The organism is Vibrio sp. B1FIG11, assembly GCF_905175335.1.
Lineage (GTDB): Bacteria > Pseudomonadota > Gammaproteobacteria > Enterobacterales > Vibrionaceae > Vibrio > Vibrio campbellii.
In genome coordinates this window covers 1541867-1562469 of the sequence record NZ_HG992752.1, presented here as the reverse complement: position 1 = coordinate 1562469, position 20603 = coordinate 1541867, and the positions used below count along the sequence as shown (strand labels likewise).

The following is a 20603-nucleotide window of genomic DNA, read 5'->3' as shown; positions in this document are numbered from 1 at the left end:
AAGCTTGGATTACAAACTTTGTTGATGCGCTTCGATCAATGCATTCATCTTCGCTTCCGCTGCTTGGTTAGCTTGTGCGTAATCCATCTCTGCAGGGAAGTCGCTGATCACTTCGTAGTAACACTTCAACTTAGGCTCAGTACCAGAAGGACGAACAATTACACGTGATTTATCTTCTAGGTGGTAAACCAGCACGTCACTCGCTGGTAAGTTGATGGCTTCTGTTGGACCATCGGTTACGAAGCGAAGTGATGACTTTAGATCCTCAATGACTTCAATACGCTTACCCGCGATCTCTTTCGGTGGGTTTGCGCGCAGTTTGTCACCGATTGGTGGTGATTTAGGATCAAGAGCAATGCTGCGCTGTGCGTTAAAGTAGAAACCGTGTTGGCGGTATAACTCTTCTAACTTATCCCAAAGCGTTTTGCCTTGTGCTTTTAGCTTACCTGTCAATTGAGAGAAAGCGACCAGTGCTGACAAACCATCTTTATCCCATACCTTATTACCTACGGTGTAGCCAAGCGCTTCTTCGTAAGCGAATAGGAATGGATTTGCTTCGGTCTCTTGCGTCATTGCTACGTTGGTTAGCCATTTAAAGCCCGTTAGCGTTTGGTAGTATTCTGCTCCGTGTGCTTTAGCAATACTGCTCAATAGACGAGAAGACACAATGGTATTACCAACAAGTGCGTCTGGTTGATCTTGCAGTAAGTAATCACCAAACAACGAACCCACTTGGTCACCCGTCAGCATTTGGTATTCGCCATCTGGGCGTTTTACTGCCACCGCAAAGCGGTCTGCGTCAGGGTCGTTTGCGCAGGCAATATCGGCATCAACAGATTTACCTAGCGCCATCACCATGTCCATCGCGCCTGCTTCTTCAGGGTTCGGGAAGTTTACGGTAGGGAACGTGCCGTCTGGTTCACGCTGTTCTGGAACACTTGCCACTTTTTCAAAGCCAGCATCTGCGAGCAACGTTTCTGCCATTTCCGCTCCGACACCGTGCATAGCTGTGTAAACAATCGAGATATCTGTGTTGCTGTCCGGTGTTAGCAGGGCATTGTCGTTCATTGTTTTGCGGTAGGTTTGGTAGTACTCGTCTTCAAGCCAAACTAACAAACCTTTTTGTTTTGCATCGTCTAGTGACATCAGAGGAAGCGGTTTTGTTGTTGCCTCATCAATTCTTGCAGCAATTCCGGAATCGTGTGGTGGAATGATTTGTGCGCCATTTTCCCAGTAGACTTTAAAGCCATTGTACTCTGGTGGGTTATGGCTTGCTGTCACGACGACAGCCGCAGCCGCATTTAACTCACGAACACCGAAGGCAACAATTGGTGTTGCCGCTACCTTGTAGGTTAGGTAAACCTTGATGCCTAGGGCGGTCAGTACTGAAGCAGTATCGTGTGCAAACTGTTTGGAGTCAGGGCGACCATCGTAACCGATAACCACGCCACGAGATGAAGCATCTTTCACCTGTTCAATCAGATAGTGACCGAGACCAGTAGCTGTTTCTTGAATCACTAAGCGGTTCATTCGGTTTGGGCCCGCGCCCACTTTGCCACGCAAACCAGCGGTACCAAAAGCCAAACGTGAGCCGAATCGATCTGTCAGTTCTTGTTCATTATTTGCATCGACTAGGTGCTGGAGCTCTTCGCGGGTTTTAGGGTCTGGGTCTCGTGCTAGCCACTGAGTAATTTGTGTTGTCATATTCATCTTTCCTTAGCAGGGGAAGCCTACTTGTTTAGACACTTTAATTCGGAAAGTGTCCCAATGTTTTCTTTTTTACAATGTAAATGGTTCTCAATTACATTTCAAAGAGGGCAATCGATAAACCAAATTTATTTTTCAGTCTGTACAGAATTTATTCACAGTTAATTTCTTGAAGAACTATTGAACTATAACTAGCCTTTTAACATAAATATAACAAAGAGTGCTGAAATCGTAGTTTTTATGATTTTTTGTAAATTTGTTCGATATTTGCATCGGGAAGCAAGGAAGCTGGCGCAAGCGCAGCGGCTGAGCAGAGGAGAGATCTTTTGAAAAGATTAGCAACTACTCTAGCCTTATTAATGAATGTGATTTTTATCACATTTTCTTCGTCAAGTTGGTCAGAGCAAAATGATTACAACATGACGCGGGGTGTTACGGGGATCAGTGAGCAAGTGTATGAATTACATATGCTGATCTTCTATATATGCTGCGCCATTGCCTTTGTTGTATTCGGTGTGATGTTCTATTCCATCTTCCGACACCGCAAGTCAAAAGGGGCAGTTGCGGCTAATTTCCACGAAAGCACCAAAGTGGAGATTATCTGGACCGTCATCCCCGTCATTATTCTTATCGCGATGGCGATTCCAGCAACCAAAACACTGGTGGCAATGGAAGATACTAGCCAATCTGACCTCACTATTAAGATCACTGGCTCTCAATGGAAGTGGCATTACAGCTACTTTGGTGAGGATGTCGAATTTTTTAGTCTGCTCGCAACCAGTCAAAAAGAAATTGATGGCATTGAAGCAAAAGGGGCGCACTACTTACTTGAAGTGGATAACCCGCTCGTTCTGCCTATCAATCGTAAAGTTCGCTTCTTAATGACCTCAGATGACGTGATTCATTCATGGTGGGTGCCTGACTTCGCGGTCAAGAAAGACACCATCCCGGGGTTTATCAATGAAGCGTGGACCAAGATTGATGAGCCGGGCGTCTATCGCGGTCAGTGTGCCGAGCTTTGTGGTCGAGCACATGGTTTTATGCCAGTAGTTGTTCATGCAATGGCAGAAGACGACTTTGACCAGTGGATGTCAGACAAGAAGCAAGAGCTTGCTTTACAAAAAGCGGCCGCACAAGAAGCGTTGACGCTAGACCTGTCGATGGAAGACTTGATGGGGCAAGGCGAGTCGATTTACACCGCGCGTTGTGCCGTGTGCCATCAAGCAAATGGTGAAGGTATTCCGGGCGCATTCCCAGCAATTAAAGGTAGCAAGATCGCCAAAGGTCCAGTTGTTGCCCACATTGACGTATTGGTAAATGGTCGCGCTGGCACTGCGATGCAGGCCTTTGCTAACCAACTCAGCGATCAGGAGATTGCCGCTGTTATTACTTACCAACGCAACGCTTGGGGGAATGATACCGGCGATACTGTTCAAGCATCCGATGTTAACGCCTTTAAGGCACAAGACAGTGCCAAGGAGGAAATATGAGTAAGCCAATTGAAAAAGCGGTGAAGTCTGCTCCTGCAGAAGCGCAAACGACCGCAAATACCACCATTGCGATTGAAGACGATCACGACCATCATCACGCGCCGAAAGGACTAACGCGTTGGCTCTACTCCACCAGCCATAAAGACATCGGTACGCTTTACTTGTGGTTTAGCTTTGCCATGTTCCTTACAGGCGGAGCAATGGCGATGATCATTCGCGCAGAGCTATTCCAACCGGGTTTGCAATTGGTTGATCCTCAGTTCTTTAACCAGATGACAACCGTGCATGGGCTAGTAATGGTATTTGGTGCCGTCATGCCTGCGTTTACTGGCTTAGCCAACTGGATGATTCCAATGATGATTGGCGCGCCGGATATGGCGTTACCACGAATGAACAACTTGAGTTTTTGGATCTTACCTTTTGCGTTCCTCATTTTGATCGGCTCTTTGTTCTTACCGGGTGGTGGCCCAGATTTTGGCTGGACCTTCTACGCGCCGCTGTCTACAACTTATGGCCCTGACAGCACGGCATTGTTTGTATTCTCAGTTCACATTATGGGTATCAGTTCCATTATGGGGGCCATCAACGTCATCGTGACGATTGTAAATATGCGTGCACCGGGCATGACTTGGTTTAAGATACCTATGTTTGTCTGGACTTGGCTGATTACTGCGTTCTTACTGATTGCGGTGATGCCGGTATTAGCCGGTGCGGTGACCATGGTTTTAACCGACAAGTACTTTGGCACTAGCTTCTTTGATGCTGCTGGTGGCGGTGACCCAGTGATGTTCCAACACATCTTCTGGTTCTTCGGTCACCCAGAGGTATACATCATGATCTTACCGTCGTTCGGGATTATCTCGGCAATCATTCCGGCTTTCAGTGGTAAAAAATTGTTTGGTTACCATTCGATGGTTTACGCGACTTGTAGTATTGCGTTGCTTTCATTCCTAGTCTGGGCACACCATATGTTTACTACCGGGATGCCGGTATTCGCCGAACTCTTCTTTATGTACTGTACCATGCTGATTGCAGTACCAACTGGGGTGAAAGTGTTTAACTGGGTGGCGACCATGTGGCGTGGAGCCATGACGTTTGAGACGCCGATGTTATTTGCTATCGCCTTTATTGTCCTATTCACGATAGGTGGTTTCTCCGGCTTGATGTTGGCCATTGTGCCAGCAGACTTCCAATACCACGACACGTACTTTGTTGTCGCTCACTTCCATTATGTCTTGGTATCCGGTGCGGTGTTCTCGATTATGGCAGCGGCGTATTACTGGCTACCGAAGTGGACGGGCAATATGTACGACCAAAAGCTCAGTCTGTGGCATTTCTGGTGTTCCATCATCTCGGTCAACGTATTGTTCTTCCCAATGCACTTCTTGGGTTTAGCGGGGATGCCAAGACGTATTCCTGATTACGCCATCCAGTTTGCGGACATTAACCAAATCGTATCGATAGGGGGGGTCGCCTTTGGCTTGTCTCAACTTATCTTCCTGTGGCTAGTCATCAAATGTATTCGTGGTGGTGAAAAAGCAACAGCCAAACCGTGGGAACGTGCAGAAGGTTTGGAGTGGACGGTGCCAAGTCCTGCTCCGCATCATACGTTCACAACACCGCCAAAAGTTGATTAAGAAAGCGTGAGGTGAGTGAGATGCAAGGTAATTCATCTAATAAGAAACTCACTATCAAGTTGCTGTTAGCGACAGCAATGATGTTCGGCTTCGGTTTTGCCTTGGTACCACTCTACGACATTATGTGCGATGCATTGGGTATTAACGGTAAAACCAGTGAGGTTGCAGCGATTCAGCCAACAGGCATGCAAGCGGACATCAGTAGAACGATTCGTGTGGAATTTATGGTTCACGTAAGCCCAGATATGCCTTGGGAATTCAAACCCAAGGTTGTATCCATGGATGTTCACCCGGGCGAAGTGATTCAAACTGAATATCTTGCAGTTAATCAAAGTGGCGAAGACTTGATAGGGCAAGCTGTACCTTCCGTATCGCCGGGCACAGGTGCGGCTTACTTCAATAAAATCGAGTGTTTTTGCTTTAATCAACAACCATTGGAAGGTAAGCAACAAGCGAGTATGCCTCTGATTTTCTACATTGAACCGGATGTGCCGGATTCAATCCATACATTGACCTTGTCTTACACACTCTACAAATTTCCTCCTCAATCGGGCGAGTCGTCGGTAGTTAGCCTCTCAAGGAGTGAGCAACAGGCGGGTGAGCGTCTGTAAGGAGAGAACTTATGAGTAACAAGCCTGAGACCTATTATGTTCCTGCACAGAGCAGCTGGCCTATTGTTGGGGCATTTGCGTTATTCCTGGTTGCGGTCGGTGCTGGGATGACGGTACAAGGTACCCAAAGTGATGGTGCGGTTGGCACACTTGGCGGCATTATTCTCGCGGTTGGTATGCTGTTTCTGCTTTACATGCTAGCAGGGTGGTTCAGTAACGTTATCACGGAGTCCCTTACCGGAAAATATAGTGCGCAAATCACGCGTTCATTTAGACAAGGGATGAGTTGGTTCATCTTTTCAGAAGTGATGTTCTTTGGCGCGTTCTTTGGTGCCCTGTTTTACGCGAGAATGATTTCGGTACCTTGGTTAGGCGGTGCCGACAACAACTTCATGACCCATGAAGTGTTGTGGCCAAGTTTTGAGGCGATATGGCCGCTCACCACGACGCCTGGTGGGGAAACAACGCAAGCTATGCCATGGCAAGGGATTCCATTAACCAACACTATCTTGCTGTTATTGTCTTCGATTACCTTACATATGGCACACATCAGCTTAGAACAAGATAAACGAACCGCACTGATTGTTTGGTTGGAAATCACTATCGTCTTGGCGGGCTTCTTCCTTTATTACCAAGCCGTTGAGTATGCGCACGCTTATCAAGACATTGGACTAACGCTGCAATCCGGTATTTACGGAAACACTTTCTTTATGCTCACGGGCTTTCATGGATTGCACGTTTGTCTTGGCACCATTTTTCTCATTGTATTGCTGTTCCGCATCGCCAAAGACCATTTCTCGCCGAAAGACCATTTTGCATTCCAAGCGGGCAGTTGGTATTGGCACTTCGTTGATGTGGTTTGGCTATGCTTGTTTGTTTTCGTTTATGTGCTGTAAAGCTAGTAAGGGCGAGGGTTAGGGGCTATCCATCCAGCCCCTAGAGCAATCAGGAGGAGTATCACGACTAACGCAGAAAACATGACACGACGACCGAGATAGTGGCTCATTGGTTTGCCTTTCTTCGATGAATCCTCAGGGTCTTCGCGAACCATTTCGATAAGCGCTTTTGCGAGGTTAAAGATGATGAAAAGCAGCAAAAGGACAAGCGTTAACTTAAACAGAAATACGGTGGACATGGCACCTCCGGTTTCGTCGTCGATATTATCGAAATGGGTTTGGGTTGCTGTCTTTTTAACTGTGGCTGTGTTTTCTCTATTGGTCAAACTGGGCTTTTGGCAATTGGAACGTGGCAATGAAAAGCAGCTTTTGGAGCAAGCCATTTTAGCAAGGGCAAATACCTCATATAAGGACATGTCTGAAGTATTGGAAATGAACGATTGGCGAGAAGAGAGTGTTATAGGGATTAAAGTAAAAGCGAATGTGACACCTGAACCACTACCAATTATTTTATTAGATAACCAGACGTATCAGAGCGAAGTGGGTTACCTTGCGTTTCAAATCGTGTCGATGTCTCATGATCCTGCGACTCTGACGTTGCTTGAACTTGGGTTTGTGAAGGGAGAACGCTCCAGAGCCGTGTTACCGAAGGTTGAACATCTGCTTGCACCATATGACATCACTGGGCGTTTGTATCGTAAATCGACTAATCCGTTAAGTTCAGATCTGATGGCCGAAGTCGGCGATACGATCAGAGTGCAAAACCTCAACATCAATCAACTTAGCCAACTACTTAACATTGAGTTAATGCCAACGGTCCTTCAACCCGACAATTTAACGCAGTGGCCATATTCATTTCCTTGGAATCCATTACCTTTAACCAGTGCAAAGCACTTTGGTTATGCTTTTCAATGGTTTGCTATGGCTGGTGTATTTTTGCTTATCACAATCCTGATTTTTATTCGTTGGATTCGACAACCACGCTCACAAGGAGGTGAGAAATGACAAATGCAGTCACGAAAGGACGAATTGTATTGGTGTCTCTGGTTTGTCTATTTGCGCTCCCCGCGATTATTGCCAAGGTTGTATTGAGTCAAGGTTGGTACGAAACGGGAGTAACCAATCGAGGTGAACTGGTAGAGCCATATGTCACGCTCGAACAATTAGGTCAGCCATCCCCGCTAGACGAAAAAGGTTGGCAACTAGCGTATGTATTGCCCTCAGATTGCCAAAAACAATGTCAGCAGCAAATACACTTGATGCAGCAAAGCCATATTGCATTAGGTAAATATCAGGAGCGTGTTGTGCCTGTTATATGGACTTCGGAAGAGGCGAATGACGTTGACCAGAGCATTGTCGTGATGCAAATGAATGGCGCGCTTTCATCGAGAGTAAAAGCAGGCCAGATGTTGATCGTCGATCCGCTCGGGCAGCTTGTGATGTCCTATACACCTGAAGCCAATGAGGATTTGGTGCGGTTAAGTAAGGACGTCTTGGCGGACTTACGAAAACTATTGAAGTTGTCACGCGTAGGCTAGGGAGGGGGGCAATATGACGTTAAATGGTTTGGTTAGGTTCAGCCTGTGTCTTACTCTTGTGGTCATCATGTTAGGCGCATATACGCGACTGGCTGATGCAGGTTTGGGGTGTCCAGATTGGCCGGGTTGTTATGGTCAGTTATTCGTTCCTCAAACCGAAGCCGAAGTCACGAAGGCAAATACGTTGTTTCCGGAACGAGCAGTTGAGCAAGGGAAAGCATGGTTAGAGATGATTCATCGTTACTTTGCTGGCACTTTAGGCTTGGTTATTCTGATGATGGCAATCATGGCGGTGAGAGCCGAGCGTGTCGATCCGACGATTCCGGTTTTGCTGTGCATTCTTGTCCTTGGGCAAGCGGCATTAGGAATGTGGACAGTGACATTAAAGTTGATGCCAGTGATTGTGATGCTGCACCTACTGGGTGGTTTTACGCTACTTGCACTTCAAGCGGTATTCTATTGTCAAATACAATCTCAACGTAGTCTCTATTTCTCTCCCTCTTCGAAGAGCGTGAGAACCTTCTCTTTTATCGCTTTTGGCGTGGTGTTGTTGCAGGTACTGCTTGGTGGTTGGACATCATCTAACTACGCCGCCCTTATGTGCACGGCTTTACCGATTTGTGAGGGAAACTGGACCAGTTACTTATCTTGGAAAGAGGCGTTTTCTTTCTGGCAAACAGGGTTTGATAACTATGAGTTCGGTGTTCTAGATTACCCAGCACGAATGACAATTCATGTCAGTCATCGTATCGGTGCCATCATTACTGCATGTGTTGTGCTGAGTTACTGCGTATTACTATTAAAACAAGACTCACATCATTCTCAGCGCTTAGGTGTTTGGATTGGCTTAGCTTTGGTTTGCCAAATCCTATTAGGCGTTAGTAATGTTGTGTTCCAACTACCTATCTATGTAGCGGTTGCGCACAATCTCGGTGCAGCCATCATGCTTACACTTATCTGCGTTAGTCAGTTTTATCTATGGCAAGGTAAGGCTCATTGGAGTCATCAAGCGAAAGGAGTTCGCTATGAGTAAAGAAATCGCGTTACCTCTAGAAAATGGTAAGAAAAAGATTGGTTCAACCTATTTAAAACTGACAAAGCCTAAAGTGGTCGCCCTAATGCTTATCACAGCAGTCGTTGGTATGAGCTTGGCCCCGGTCGTTAACTTCCCGTGGCTACAAGCTACGATCGGCCTTATCGGTATTGGTTTGATGGCGGGGTCGGCGGCAGCGTTTAATCATCTCATCGACCGCCGTATTGATGCGCGTATGGCTCGAACGCACAAACGACCATTACCTTCGGGCGATACCAATCCTATGTCTGTCGCGATTTTTGCTACTGCTTTGGGTGTGATTGGTTTTGTGTTGCTTTATGCCTTGGTTAATCCACTGACAGCATGGATGACTTTCTTAAGTTTGCTAGGCTATGCGGTGGTTTATACCATGTACCTAAAGCGCGCAACGCCGCAAAACATCGTGATTGCGGGAATTGCAGGTGCAATGCCACCACTACTTGGTTGGACGGCTGTAACCGGAGAACTGCACGCCCATGCTTGGTTACTGGTGATGATTATCTTTATTTGGACACCACCACATTTTTGGGCGCTCGCGATTCATCGCGTCGAAGACTATCGAAAAGTGGATATTCCAATGCTCCCTGTGACTCATGGCATTGAATACACCAAAACTTCGATTCTTCTGTACACGATACTACTCACACTTGTTTGTATTCTTCCTGTGCTGGTGGGTATGGTTGGCTCGGTTTATCTTTTTTCTTCGCTGCTTCTCAATGCAGGCTTTATGTATCACGCTTGGAAATTGAAGTTTTCTCCTGAGCAGAGCAGCGCTATGGAAACCTTTAAATTCTCCATTTATCACTTACTCGCTTTGTTTGTTGCTTTATTAGCGGATCATTATCTTGGTCTGTTCTTCACGCCATAAAAGCCGTTTAGCTGTTGCTTCAAACCGCACTGATTAGGTGCGGTTTTTTGTTGGCGTATATATCGAAAATTACTTTGCTGGGTAACTCTTAGCTGTGCGCTCTAAACCGTTTATTCATTCCATATTTATCCCTTGTTCTAGTAGCGGCGAGTCTATCAAGCACTCTTTCTTTAGTGATGGAAACAGGAGGGGAAGTTTCCATTGGGTAGAGCAACACGGTTTCCGTTTGAGCCAGTCGAGTGTTGCTAAACAAAAACTTAACGTGTGAGTTAAACTGTCTGTCGCGTTTGGGAAAACAGCCCGAACCAGAAGCGTGTGGGTGCGCAAGTACAAGGTTTGATTTAAGCAGGAAGCGAGTTGAGGGAGTCTCAGCTGTAAATGGTGCTGACGTGAACAAATACGAAGCAAACAAAAAGGGATGCCGAAGCACCCCTTAGACTATAGAAAAGAGTAGAAACTCTTATTCTGGTTGTACAAGTTCTTCGTACTGGAACTCAGGTACTACAACTTCAACACGACGGTTTTGTTCACGACCTTCGTGAGTGCTGTTGTCAGCAACTGGGTTTTCTTCACCCATACCTGTAACCGTGAAACGGTCTGCATCGATACCTGCTGCGATTAGGTAATCTGCAACAGCTTGTGCACGGCGCTCAGACAGTTTTTGGTTGTAAGCAGCTGGACCAGAGCTATCTGTGTAACCTGTGATTTCAACTTGAGCTTGTGGGTACTCGTTCAAGAAGTTAACGAAGTTGTCTAGACGCTCAGATACTGAGTCAGTTAGTTTCGCACTGTCGAATTCAAACGTACCTGAACCGTACTCTTCTTTGTGCGTCTTCGTCATCATTACTGGTTCTTCTTCAAGAACTTCTTCTGTTACTACTGCCGCGACAACAGGCGCTGCTGCGAACTTGTAGTTAAAGCCGATACCGAAGAAGTTAGCATCCATATCATCTAGCACATCGTCAGAGATGTCTTGGTAACGTTGGTATTCCGCACGAACGCTCCAGTTTTTGTCGATAGTGTACTCGGCACCCAATGAACCCGTTGGTACAAAGTCTTTCTCATCACCAGACATCATGTAAGCACCACCGATTTTCGCGAATAGGTTCCACGTATCGTTTAGATGCCAGTTGAATTTAGGTGCAAGAGTTAGAGCCCAAAGGTCGCCGTCAATCGTATCAACTGTATTAGCCCCTGACTTGAAGTTAGCTTTGTAGTCACCTAAGTAATCAACGCCATACTCAAGACCAATGATATCGGTAAAATCGTAACCGATGTGCATTCCGGCACCGAAAGCATCATCATCACAAGGGCTGTTTAAATAGCAAGCATCATCTAAAGTAGTCATGCCCACTTTGCCCCCGATATACATTTCAGCTTGAGCAGAGTTAATTAAACCACCAGCTACCACTGCTGCTACTGCAATTGCTACTTTTTTCATAGTGTTTCCTTGTATTGATTGCATATTAATTTCTACTTTGTTTTAACAATTAGAGTAAAACTAGGTAGTTATAAGAAATTAGTTTAATATTCATTTAATTTAACATCAAGCAACATTATCTTAGAACTTGCTACAATTTTCGTCGCGAACTTCCTCACAAACTTCTGATATTTCTTACATTGTAGACAAGATTTTTAAACTTTTAAGAAAATAACTAATTTTATTGAACTTTTTTTGTAAACTTAAATGTACGCCGTGTTTTGAAATGAACGTTAGTTGTTAATTTGCATTTTTTTGGAAAAAGTGATTGCAAGTCTACTGTTAAGTCGATAAGTTACTTCCATCGACACAATTAAATGAGCCTACAGCCCTTGTTATTGCTTGCTTTGTGAACAATGTTGCACTGAGTAAAGTTGGGGCAAAATAGTGGGTCAGGGATAGTAATTAGGAAGTAGAAGTAATGTTTCAAACTGATGATGTAAGAATTAATAAAGTAAAAGAGCTATTGCCACCTGTTGCAGTGCTTGAGAAATTTCCGGCAACCGAAACTGCTTCCACAACAACGTTTGAATGTCGCAACGCCATCCACAATATTCTTGAAGGTAAAGATGACCGTTTGCTGGTGATTGTTGGCCCGTGTTCTATTCACGATCCAGAAGCCGCGGTTGAGTATGGTAAGAAATTGAAAGTACTTCGCGACGAACTCGGTGAGCAACTAGAAGTAGTGATGCGCGTTTACTTTGAAAAACCGCGCACAACGGTAGGTTGGAAAGGCCTAATTAACGACCCGTACCTAAATGACACTTACAAGCTAAACGACGGTCTTCGTATTGGTCGTAAGCTGTTGCTTGACTTAACAGACATGGGCCTTCCTACTGCAAGTGAATTCCTAGATATGATCACGCCACAGTACGTAGCGGACCTTATTAGCTGGGGTGCTATCGGTGCACGTACGACTGAATCTCAGGTACACCGTGAGCTAGCGTCAGGTTTGTCTTGCCCAGTTGGCTTCAAAAACGGTACAGACGGCAACATCAAAATCGCGAGTGATGCAATCCGTTCAGCAAGCGCATCTCACCACTTCTTATCAGTTACTAAGTACGGTCACTCTGCGATTGTTGAAACGGCGGGTAACCCTGATTGTCATATCATCCTTCGTGGTGGTAAAGAGCCTAACTACAGTGCGTCTCATGTCGCGCAAATCAAAGACGAGCTAGACGCGGCGGGTCTACCGAAGAAAGTGATGATCGATTTTAGTCACGCAAACAGCTCTAAGCAGTTCAAGCGTCAGATGTTGGTTTCTGATGACGTATCAGAGCAGATCTCTGGCGGCGAAGATGCTATTTTTGGCGTGATGATCGAATCTCATCTTGTTGAAGATCGTCAGGACTTAGTTGACGGTAAGGCAGCAACTTACGGGCAATCCATTACTGATGCATGTATCGGTTGGGAAGATACTGAAACGGTTCTACGTCAGCTATCGGATGCAGTAAAAGCACGTCGCGCTAAGTAAACATAAGCGTTTCTAATCTTTCAAAAGCCAGCAGTTCGCTGGCTTTTTTAATATCCCAGCAATATGAAAATTCACCTGTTGCACATATTCGATGTGTTTTAGTTTTAAATCCGTTATGGTGTCTAAATAGGTTAAAAAAGACTCAAGGAATGAGATGAATCGAAACGTCTGGCTACTATCGCTTTGCCAAGCTTTATTGATGACAGGGAACATACTGCTGATTTCCGTCATTGCGTTGATCGGCAAACAAATTGCGCCCTCATCCAGTATGATCACTCTCCCTGTGGCGCTGCAGTTTCTTGGTTTGATGTCAGCGACCATTCCTGCCTCTCTAATAATGGGGAAGCTAGGCCGTCGTTTGGGTTTTAGCTTGGGCAACGTTATTGGAATCCTAGGCGCCTCATTAGCAACTTATGCGCTGTCACTAGAGAACTTCACGTTGTTTTGTACTTCTACTTTTTTATTAGGAGTAGGGATTGGCTTTGGTACGCTCTATCGATTTGCTGCGATTGAAGTTTGTGATGAATCTGCGAGGCACCGCGCAATTTCTATCTCTATGGCGGGGGGAGTATTGGCGGCAGTACTGGGACCAAACCTCGCTGTCTACTCACAGAAGTGGTCAAGTGATGGTTTATATATTAGCGCCTTTGCCGTCTTAATTGTCTTGTATGTTGTTGCGCTCATTCTACTCCAAACTATTCGATTTCCCGCAGCGCATACTCAGAGCCCTCGTGCAAAAGTAGACTCGATCAATGTGATTGTGCGTCGTCCAAATTTTATGATCGCAGTTCTAGCTGCGATGGTTGCTTATGCCGTAATGAATATCTTAATGACCGCAACTCCGTTAGCGATGATTGGCTGTGGCTTTGACTTCACCAGAGCGGCTGGTGTGATTGAATGGCATGTCTTGGGCATGTTTGTTCCTGCTTTCTTTACTGGCAGCTTGATTGAGAAGTTTGGCGCGAAGAGGATGATATTGGCTGGTGGAGTTCTATTTATTGCGTGTATCGCCATTAACATTCATGGGCTTTCTATTTGGCATTTCAGTACCGCGTTGATCTTACTCGGGGTTGGATGGAATTTCATGTTTATCGCCGCCACAAGCTTGTTTAGTCAGAGTTATGAAGCAAAGAACAAGAGTAAAGCACAGGCGTTTAATGAGTTTTTCGTTTTTAGCTGCGTCACCGTTACTGCGCTTTTGTCTGGTTGGTTGGAATCTACCGTAGGATGGCAGAACTTGAATTTGTATGTCCTGCCTTTTGTACTATTGGTAATGGGAATATTTTTTATCAAAGCAAATAGTAACTCTGAATCTCAAGTTGCATAAATCAACTTCAAGATTTTATAAGACCCAGTTATGTACGCTGGGTCTTTTTTGTCTATCGGCTCACAACCCACAAAATAATTGGTTAATTATTGTTATCTAAGTAAGTTTTTCGAGCTCGAAATGTCGCATTAGTAAGGTTTTTTCTCTAGCATTTTGTAATAAATATAACAATCGTGTATATATCCTGTCGCAATTTAATAATAACTATAGAAGCCTCATCTATGTCAGCCTTAACTTCCAATAAAGCTCAAGAAACTCTCGTAGGAGATTCTGACGAACTGGTCTCCACTACCGATCTCAAAGGTGTTATCACTTATTGCAATGATGCATTTTGCAGAATCGCTGAATACAGTCACGATGAACTGCTCGGACAAAACCACAATGTCGTACGCCATGGTGACATGCCTAAAGCGGCATTCGGTGATATGTGGGCTCGTCTAAAACAAGGCAAAGCGTGGCGCGGAATTGTAAAAAATAGCACGAAGTCTGGTGGATATTACTGGGTGGATGCTTATGTAACGCCCATTTATGAAGGCCACCAAATTGTGGGATATCAGTCGGTTCGTGTAAAGCCAAAGCGAGAGTGGGTGGACATTGCTTCTAAAGCATATCAGGGCTTATTGAAGTCTGAAAAATCTGGCCGTGCTTGGACCTTGAAACTGAGTGATACGTTGCGTTATGCGATTCTACTTGGTGCGCTTGCGGCACCAACAGCTGGCTACGCTTTTTCACTTGAAGGACCTTTGGCTTGGCTTGCGACATTGCTCCCAGCTGGGGTGCTCGCAATGTTGTTCCGCCAAGAGCTTATTGATACGCCACTGCAATTTAAAAAGCTGCAAGCCCATTACGATAGCGTGAGTCGTTTGGTGTATTCAGGTAATAAACCGTTCTCGATTGCAGATTTTCATATAAAGATGCTCTCTGCTCGTATTCGTACTGTTCTTGGACGTATGACAGATTCAGCTGTGCCATTACAAAACTGTGCTGAAGAGTTGAGTCACACAACGGCGGAAGTCTTGTCTGCACTGACTCAGCAAAACAACGATATTCACGAGGTTCGTGACGCGGCCGATTCAATGGAAGCATCTGCCAATTCAGTATCATCTAGTTCTCATGAAGCCCATGTATTGATTGATGACACTTTGAAATCTTGTTTGATGGCGAAAGACACGATTGATCAAACTCATACCAACCTAGCGCAGCTTAGTTTACAGGCGGAGAAAGCCACAGAGACGACTTATCAACTGAGTGATCAAGCGCAGAAGGTAAGTCAATTAATGGAAGAGATTGGTGGTATTGCCGATCAAACGAATCTGCTAGCGCTTAATGCAGCAATTGAAGCAGCACGAGCGGGTGAACAAGGTCGTGGCTTCGCTGTGGTTGCCGATGAAGTGAGAGCGCTATCTGGACGTACTTCGAATGCTACTGAGCAAATTAAAGCATCCATTGAAACCATGTTGATGACGATTCAGGGCTGGCAGAAAGACATTATCGCTAACAAAGATCAAACGGATACATGCTCACAAGTTGCAGAGCAAAGTGCGTTGCGTTTGTCGGAAGTAGAGCAGATGATGCAAACCATGAGTGGGTTGATGGTGAATGTCGCAGATTCTGCTAATAAGCAACTGCAACTGTCTAGCAATGTGAATCAACACATTCATTCGATTGCTTCTACCGCGGAGCAGAACTTGGCCGCGACATATTCTGTAGAGCAAAACAGTAAGCAGTTAAAAGAGCAGGTTCAAGACTTCTACCGACTTGCGAATCAGTTTGAAGAGAAGTGATACGAACTAGAACTAGATCGTTGAATCGTTGTTCAAAATGAACAGATAAAATAAAGCCCCGCTACAGAGAGCGGGGCTTTTCAGTTTTCAAATTCGCAATAGAGAAAACTGATAATTCTAAGTGATTAAGCTAGCAGTTCTTTTGCTGTGTTCACTACGTTTTCTACAGTGAAACCAAACATTTCGAACAGTTGGTCAGCTGGCGCAGACTCACCGAATGTTGTCATACCGATGATGCGACCGTCGAAGCCAACGTACTTGTACCAGAAGTCAGCAATGCCGGCTTCTACAGCGATACGTGCCGTTACGTCTGATGGCAGTACAGATTCACGGTAAGCCGCGTCTTGCTTGTCGAAAGTATCAGTAGCTGGCATTGAAACCACGCGTACTTTCTTACCTTCAGCAGTTAGTTGTTCTGCCGCTTTCACAGCTAGCTCAACTTCTGAACCAGTCGCGATTAGGATTAGCTCAGGTTTACCATCGCTGTCTTTCAGGATGTAGCCACCTTTTGCGATGTCTGCAACTTGCTCAGCAGTACGCTCTTGTTGTGCTAGGTTTTGACGAGAGAAGATAAGTGCAGATGGTGCATCTTTACGTTCAATCGCCAGTTTCCATGCTACTGCAGACTCAACTTGGTCACATGGACGCCATGTGCTCATGTTTGGAGTCAGACGTAGAGACGCAATTTGCTCAACTGGTTGGTGAGTTGGACCATCTTCGCCAAGACCGATAGAGTCGTGCGTGTAAACTTGGATGTTCTGAACTTTCATCAGAGCAGCCATACGCATAGCGTTACGAGCGTATTCCATGAACATTAGGAATGTTGCACCGTAAGGAACAAAACCGCCGTGTAGTGCGATACCGTTCATGATCGCTGTCATACCGAATTCACGTACACCGTAGTGGATGTAGTTACCAGAGAAGTCGTTCGCTTCTAGAGACTTAGAACCAGACCACATAGTTAGGTTAGAAGGCGCTAGGTCAGCAGAGCCGCCCATGAATTCTGGAAGCATTTGACCAAACGCTTCTAGTGCGTTTTGAGATGCTTTACGTGATGCGATGTTCGCAGGGTTTGCTTGAAGGTCTGCAATGATTTGGTTTGCTTTTGCTTCCCATTCAGCCGGTAGATCACCGTTTACGCGGCGTTTGAATTCAGCTGCCAGCTCAGGGTACGCTGCTTCATAAGCTGCAAATTTCTCGTCCCACGCTGCTTCCTTAGCTGCGCCTGCTTCTTTCGCTGACCATTCTGCGTAGACTTCCTGCGGAATTTCAAAAGGACCGTGCTCCCAACCTAGTTCTTTACGTGTCGCTGCAATTTCTTCAGCACCTAGTGGTGCACCGTGACAGTCGTGTGAACCAGATTTGTTTGGTGAACCAAAACCGATGATAGTTTTAGTACAGATAAGTGTAGGGCGTGGATCTGCTTTTGCCGCTTCGATTGCTGCGTTGATCGCTTCAGAGTCGTGACCATCTACAGCAGGGATTACGTGCCAGCCGTAAGATTCAAAACGCTTAGGCGTGTCATCAGAGAACCAACCTTCAACGTGACCGTCGATAGAGATGCCGTTGTCATCCCAGAATGCGATCAGTTTGCCAAGACCTAGCGTACCAGCAAGAGAACAAGCCTCGTGCGAGATACCTTCCATCAGACAGCCATCACCCATGAACACGTAAGTGAAGTGGTCAACGATGTCGTGGCCTTCTTTGTTGAACTGAGCCGCTAGCGCTTTCTCAGCCATTGCCATACCAACAGCGTTAGTGATACCTTGACCTAGAGGACCCGTTGTTGTCTCGATACCAGGTGCGTAGCCGTACTCTGGGTGACCAGGAGTCTTAGAGTGAAGCTGACGGAAGTTCTTAAGATCGTCGATAGATAGCTCGTAGCCTGCAAGGTGCAGTAGAGAGTAGATAAGCATAGAGCCGTGACCGTTAGACAGTACGAAACGGTCGCGGTCAGCCCACTCTGGGTTTGATGGGTTGTGGTTTAGGTGAGAGCGCCAAAGTACTTCAGCGATATCAGCCATACCCATAGGTGCACCTGGGTGACCAGAGTTAGCTTGTTGAACACCGTCCATGCTTAGTGCACGGATTGCATTTGCAAGGTATTTACGATCCATAGTAGTTACTTCTCGATATTTGATTTAAATAGAGGGAACTCGTCGGAACAAGTTCAAATAGAATTTTTTGAATAAAGCGCTGATGCTAAAAGCGAGTAGGCTGGCTACTCGCTTTTGGTAAGCAATTAAAGCTTAGCTGCGATCATGTCTTCTAGTTTGCCTTGGTCAACCGCGAAGTTACGGATACCTTCAGCTACTTTCTCAACAGCCATTGCGTCTAGGTTGTGCTCCCATAGGAACTCAGCGTGAGACATTGGAGCTGGACGTTCTTTAGAACCTTTAGAATCAACCAGTTTCTCTACAACTTCGCCTTCAGCCGCTTCTAGCTCAGCAAGAAGAGCAGGAGCGATAGTTAGACGGTCACAGCCAGCAAGTTCTAGGATCTCGCCGATGTTACGGAAGCTTGCGCCCATAACAACTGTGTTGTAACCGTAGTCTTTGTAGTAGTTGTAGATGTCTGTTACTGAGATTACACCTGGATCTTCTGAAGCTTCAAAGTCACGACCTTCTTTCGCTTTGTACCAGTCCATGATGCGGCCAACGAATGGCGAGATTAGGAAAACGCCTGCTTCAGCACATGCACGAGCTTGCGCGAAAGAGAATAGAAGCGTTAGGTTACAGTTGATGCCTTCTTTCTCTAGGATCTCTGCAGCGCGGATACCTTCCCAAGTAGAAGCCAGTTTGATTAGGATGCGGTCGTTAGTGATGCCTGCGTCGTTGTACATTTTTACAAGCTGGCGAGCTTTAGCAACGCTGCCTTCTGTATCGTAAGAAAGACGAGCATCTACTTCTGTAGAGATACGGCCAGGGATAGTTTTTAGGATCTCTTTACCGATGTTTACTGCAAGCATGTCACAAGTGTCTTGTACTTGTTGTGCTTTGTCGTTGCTTTGTGCTTTTGCGTATTCGATAGAAGCGTCGATTAGAGGTGCGTACTCTTCGATTTGAGCCGCTTTTAGGATAAGAGATGGGTTCGTTGTTGCATCTTCAGGTTGGTACTTTTTGATTGCGTCAATTTCACCAGTGTCCGCTACTACAGTTGTTAGTTTACGAAGTTGCTCTAACTTGTTGCTCATAATCGATCATCCTATATAAATGGGCTTAAGTGTGGTTTTGAGTACCACAGCTTGTGCATTTGCAAGCGTGTCGGCTAATCGTCTCATCATATTTAACGAGACATCTGCTCAGCCAACTACGGAAAATTTCGGTACCGAACATTTGCTATGAACATTTGATCGGTAGCTGAGTAAATGATGAATCCATATTTATCCTATCCATGCTGAAAGTCAATCGCCGAAACCGACTTTAAGTGATGTTCATCAACGTTTTTTTGCTGTGTGTTCAGAGCATGGCCGAAATAAACGTTTGCCCTTATTGTTCAAGGCTTGAGCAGTAATGATATTAATAAAATTACGCAGTGAGAAAATGTCATTGCAGTGAGCAAATGTCGCAGTAAAATTGGAGGGTAACATATGCTAAGTCAATGAGCGGATGCTCACTAATGCATACAATGTCGATCCTCTAAAAGGGCGAGAAAAACATGAGCAGTTCTAATCAAGACATTTCTATTGAAAGCACAGATTTACTAACGGAGATCTCCGTTGCCTATTATCAAGACGGTGCGACCCAAGAAGAGATCTCGAAAAAGTTTTCCATATCGCGGGCCAAAGTAGGGCGAATGCTGAAGCAGGCTCGTGATGAAGGCATTGTAGAGATTACCGTAAAATATCACCCTGTGTTTAGCGCCAAGATAGAGCAGCGCCTCATCGAACGCTTTGGTGTGAAACGAGCGTTGGTCGCTTTGGATCAACCTAATGAAGAAGCGCAGCGTCTCCAAGTGTCTGGTTTGGTCTCTAACTACCTGACGAGTACTTTAAAGAACGGCATGGTGGTGACGGTAGGGCAAGGGCGTAACGTTTCTTCTGTGGCTCACCACATTGGCGTTATCACGCCGCGCGATTGTAAGTTTGTGTGCGGTATTGGCGGGATTCACCCTCGTGGCGGTATGTACAATGCGGACCACATTTGCCGACAATTCGCCAAGAAATACGGCGGCACATCGGAAACGCTGTATGCCCCTGCCTACGCTGAAAACCGAGAGCAGAAGGTGGCCTTCATGCAAAACGCCACGGTTAAACAGACACTGGACTTGGCGCGCAAGGCGGATGTCGCTCTTGTTGGTATCGGTGATATGAGTGAAAACAGCTACATGGTTGACCTTGGCTGGTTTACTCCAGATGAAGTGGTGCAATCCCGTTTGATGCAAGGCGTCGTAGGGGACTTTGCCGGTTATGATTTCTTTGACATCCACGGCGATGTAGCAAACACAGTAATGAGTGACCGAGTCATCGGCTTAGGTATTGAAGAATTTCGTCCAATTGCAGAAGTGATTGCGATTGCGGCAGAAAACAGTAAACCATTGGCGCTACTTGGGGCTTTAAGAACCGGAGCCATTGATGTGATTGCAACCAGTGTAAGTAACGCATTAACGGTTCTTAACTTAGATGAGCAGATGCATGGCAACAGCACATCAGAGGTTTAGCACAAATAATATGCAACTAATGTAATTTGGCTGTGAGGATTTATAAATGACTCGCAGCCT

General features: G+C 45.7%; 17 protein-coding genes. 12 read left to right on the top strand and 5 right to left on the bottom strand.

The genetic code is table 11. From position 1 onward, the window contains the following. Nucleotides 1–9 precede the first annotated feature (9 nt). Complete coding sequence (locus KHO06_RS23610; RefSeq protein ID WP_212582669.1) at nt 10–1704, bottom strand: phospho-sugar mutase; 1695 nt, start codon at nt 1702–1704, stop codon at nt 10–12. Nucleotides 1705–2033: 329 nt separating this feature from the next. On the opposite strand from KHO06_RS23610, the gene coxB reads away from it, so the two are divergent. Genes coxB through KHO06_RS23590 form a run of 4 tightly spaced genes read left to right on the top strand, consistent with a single transcriptional unit; the run spans nt 2034 to nt 6341 of the window. After that, nucleotides 2034–3197 (top strand): cytochrome c oxidase subunit II, encoded by a 1164-nt coding sequence (coxB, locus tag KHO06_RS23605; protein WP_212582668.1) that lies wholly within the window; start codon nt 2034–2036, stop codon nt 3195–3197. Next, nucleotides 3194–4834: a cytochrome c oxidase subunit I gene (gene ctaD / locus KHO06_RS23600; RefSeq protein WP_212582667.1), complete on the top strand. Its 1641-nt coding sequence runs from the start codon at nt 3194–3196 to the stop codon at nt 4832–4834. The genes coxB and ctaD overlap by 4 nt, the downstream gene beginning before the upstream one ends. 20 nt (nt 4835–4854) lie before the next feature. After that, nucleotides 4855–5445 (top strand): cytochrome c oxidase assembly protein, encoded by a 591-nt coding sequence (locus KHO06_RS23595; RefSeq protein WP_212582666.1) that lies wholly within the window; start codon nt 4855–4857, stop codon nt 5443–5445. Nucleotides 5446–5456: 11 nt separating this feature from the next. After that, entirely contained in the window at nt 5457–6341 is an 885-nt protein-coding gene (locus KHO06_RS23590) for a cytochrome c oxidase subunit 3 (RefSeq protein ID WP_010452572.1), read from the top strand. Nucleotides 6342–6343: 2 nt separating this feature from the next. On the opposite strand, the gene KHO06_RS23585 is transcribed toward KHO06_RS23590, so the two are convergent. After that, nucleotides 6344–6580 carry a DUF2909 family protein gene (locus KHO06_RS23585; RefSeq protein ID WP_005425979.1) on the bottom strand — a complete coding sequence of 79 codons (237 nt, stop codon included), beginning with the start codon at nt 6578–6580 and terminating at the stop codon, nt 6344–6346. Between KHO06_RS23585 and KHO06_RS23580 the strand changes: the two genes are divergently transcribed. The 4 genes from KHO06_RS23580 to cyoE are packed head-to-tail and all read left to right on the top strand — an operon-like array spanning nt 6579 to nt 9819. Continuing rightward, nucleotides 6579–7346 carry an SURF1 family protein gene (locus KHO06_RS23580; protein ID WP_212583427.1) on the top strand — a complete coding sequence of 256 codons (768 nt, stop codon included), beginning with the start codon at nt 6579–6581 and terminating at the stop codon, nt 7344–7346. The genes KHO06_RS23585 and KHO06_RS23580 overlap by 2 nt on opposite strands. Further along, a complete protein-coding gene (locus KHO06_RS23575) occupies nt 7343–7879 on the top strand; it encodes a hypothetical protein (RefSeq protein WP_045379962.1) in 537 nt (178 codons plus the stop codon). Before KHO06_RS23580 ends, KHO06_RS23575 begins: the two co-directional genes overlap by 4 nt. 13 nt (nt 7880–7892) lie before the next feature. Next, nucleotides 7893–8912: a COX15/CtaA family protein gene (locus tag KHO06_RS23570; RefSeq protein WP_212582665.1), complete on the top strand. Its 1020-nt coding sequence runs from the start codon at nt 7893–7895 to the stop codon at nt 8910–8912. Further along, a complete protein-coding gene (cyoE, locus tag KHO06_RS23565) occupies nt 8905–9819 on the top strand; it encodes a heme o synthase (RefSeq protein ID WP_212582664.1) in 915 nt (304 codons plus the stop codon). Before KHO06_RS23570 ends, cyoE begins: the two co-directional genes overlap by 8 nt. Nucleotides 9820–10279: 460 nt before the next feature. Here cyoE and KHO06_RS23560 read toward each other — a convergent pair whose 3' ends face one another. Further along, nucleotides 10280–11260: an OmpA family protein gene (locus tag KHO06_RS23560; RefSeq protein WP_045398914.1), complete on the bottom strand. Its 981-nt coding sequence runs from the start codon at nt 11258–11260 to the stop codon at nt 10280–10282. Between the two features lie 460 nt (nt 11261–11720). On the opposite strand from KHO06_RS23560, the gene aroG reads away from it, so the two are divergent. The 3 genes from aroG to KHO06_RS23545 all read left to right on the top strand — a co-directional run bounded on the left by aroG (nt 11721) and on the right by KHO06_RS23545 (nt 15884). Then, nucleotides 11721–12773 (top strand): 3-deoxy-7-phosphoheptulonate synthase AroG, encoded by a 1053-nt coding sequence (gene aroG, locus KHO06_RS23555; protein WP_012129738.1) that lies wholly within the window; start codon nt 11721–11723, stop codon nt 12771–12773. A 154-nt stretch (nt 12774–12927) separates the two neighbouring features. Continuing rightward, nucleotides 12928–14100, top strand: coding sequence for an MFS transporter (locus KHO06_RS23550; RefSeq protein WP_212582663.1), 1173 nt, complete (start codon nt 12928–12930; stop codon nt 14098–14100). A gap of 221 nt (nt 14101–14321) precedes the next feature. Continuing rightward, on the top strand, nt 14322–15884 hold the full coding sequence (locus KHO06_RS23545; protein WP_045372611.1) for a PAS domain-containing methyl-accepting chemotaxis protein: 1563 nt from the start codon (nt 14322–14324) through the stop codon (nt 15882–15884). Between the two features lie 125 nt (nt 15885–16009). Here KHO06_RS23545 and tkt read toward each other — a convergent pair whose 3' ends face one another. Beyond that, entirely contained in the window at nt 16010–18001 is a 1992-nt protein-coding gene (tkt, locus tag KHO06_RS23540) for a transketolase (RefSeq protein ID WP_212582662.1), read from the bottom strand. 125 nt (nt 18002–18126) lie between these two features. Continuing rightward, nucleotides 18127–19077 (bottom strand): transaldolase, encoded by a 951-nt coding sequence (tal, locus tag KHO06_RS23535; protein WP_005425862.1) that lies wholly within the window; start codon nt 19075–19077, stop codon nt 18127–18129. Nucleotides 19078–19541: 464 nt separating this feature from the next. On the opposite strand from tal, the gene KHO06_RS23530 reads away from it, so the two are divergent. After that, nucleotides 19542–20543 carry a sugar-binding transcriptional regulator gene (locus KHO06_RS23530; protein WP_005425961.1) on the top strand — a complete coding sequence of 334 codons (1002 nt, stop codon included), beginning with the start codon at nt 19542–19544 and terminating at the stop codon, nt 20541–20543. Nucleotides 20544–20603: the final 60 nt, after the last annotated feature.

Excerpts from the sequence above, each read along its gene's own strand:
- KHO06_RS23550 (WP_212582663.1), top strand. The coding sequence starts at position 12,928 with ATGAATCGAAACGTCTGGCTACTATCGCTTTGCCAAGCTTTATTGATG.
- tal (WP_005425862.1), bottom strand. The coding sequence starts at position 19,077 with ATGAGCAACAAGTTAGAGCAACTTCGTAAACTAACAACTGTAGTAGCG.
- KHO06_RS23580 (WP_212583427.1), top strand. The coding sequence starts at position 6,579 with ATGGCACCTCCGGTTTCGTCGTCGATATTATCGAAATGGGTTTGGGTT.
- KHO06_RS23545 (WP_045372611.1), top strand. The coding sequence starts at position 14,322 with ATGTCAGCCTTAACTTCCAATAAAGCTCAAGAAACTCTCGTAGGAGAT.
- aroG (WP_012129738.1), top strand. The coding sequence starts at position 11,721 with ATGTTTCAAACTGATGATGTAAGAATTAATAAAGTAAAAGAGCTATTG.
- KHO06_RS23560 (WP_045398914.1), bottom strand. The coding sequence starts at position 11,260 with ATGAAAAAAGTAGCAATTGCAGTAGCAGCAGTGGTAGCTGGTGGTTTA.
- cyoE (WP_212582664.1), top strand. The coding sequence starts at position 8,905 with ATGAGTAAAGAAATCGCGTTACCTCTAGAAAATGGTAAGAAAAAGATT.
- ctaD (WP_212582667.1), top strand. The coding sequence starts at position 3,194 with ATGAGTAAGCCAATTGAAAAAGCGGTGAAGTCTGCTCCTGCAGAAGCG.
- KHO06_RS23610 (WP_212582669.1), bottom strand. The coding sequence starts at position 1,704 with ATGACAACACAAATTACTCAGTGGCTAGCACGAGACCCAGACCCTAAA.
- KHO06_RS23590 (WP_010452572.1), top strand. The coding sequence starts at position 5,457 with ATGAGTAACAAGCCTGAGACCTATTATGTTCCTGCACAGAGCAGCTGG.
- KHO06_RS23575 (WP_045379962.1), top strand. The coding sequence starts at position 7,343 with ATGACAAATGCAGTCACGAAAGGACGAATTGTATTGGTGTCTCTGGTT.
- KHO06_RS23570 (WP_212582665.1), top strand. The coding sequence starts at position 7,893 with ATGACGTTAAATGGTTTGGTTAGGTTCAGCCTGTGTCTTACTCTTGTG.
- tkt (WP_212582662.1), bottom strand. The coding sequence starts at position 18,001 with ATGGATCGTAAATACCTTGCAAATGCAATCCGTGCACTAAGCATGGAC.
- KHO06_RS23585 (WP_005425979.1), bottom strand. The coding sequence starts at position 6,580 with ATGTCCACCGTATTTCTGTTTAAGTTAACGCTTGTCCTTTTGCTGCTT.
- KHO06_RS23530 (WP_005425961.1), top strand. The coding sequence starts at position 19,542 with ATGAGCAGTTCTAATCAAGACATTTCTATTGAAAGCACAGATTTACTA.
- KHO06_RS23595 (WP_212582666.1), top strand. The coding sequence starts at position 4,855 with ATGCAAGGTAATTCATCTAATAAGAAACTCACTATCAAGTTGCTGTTA.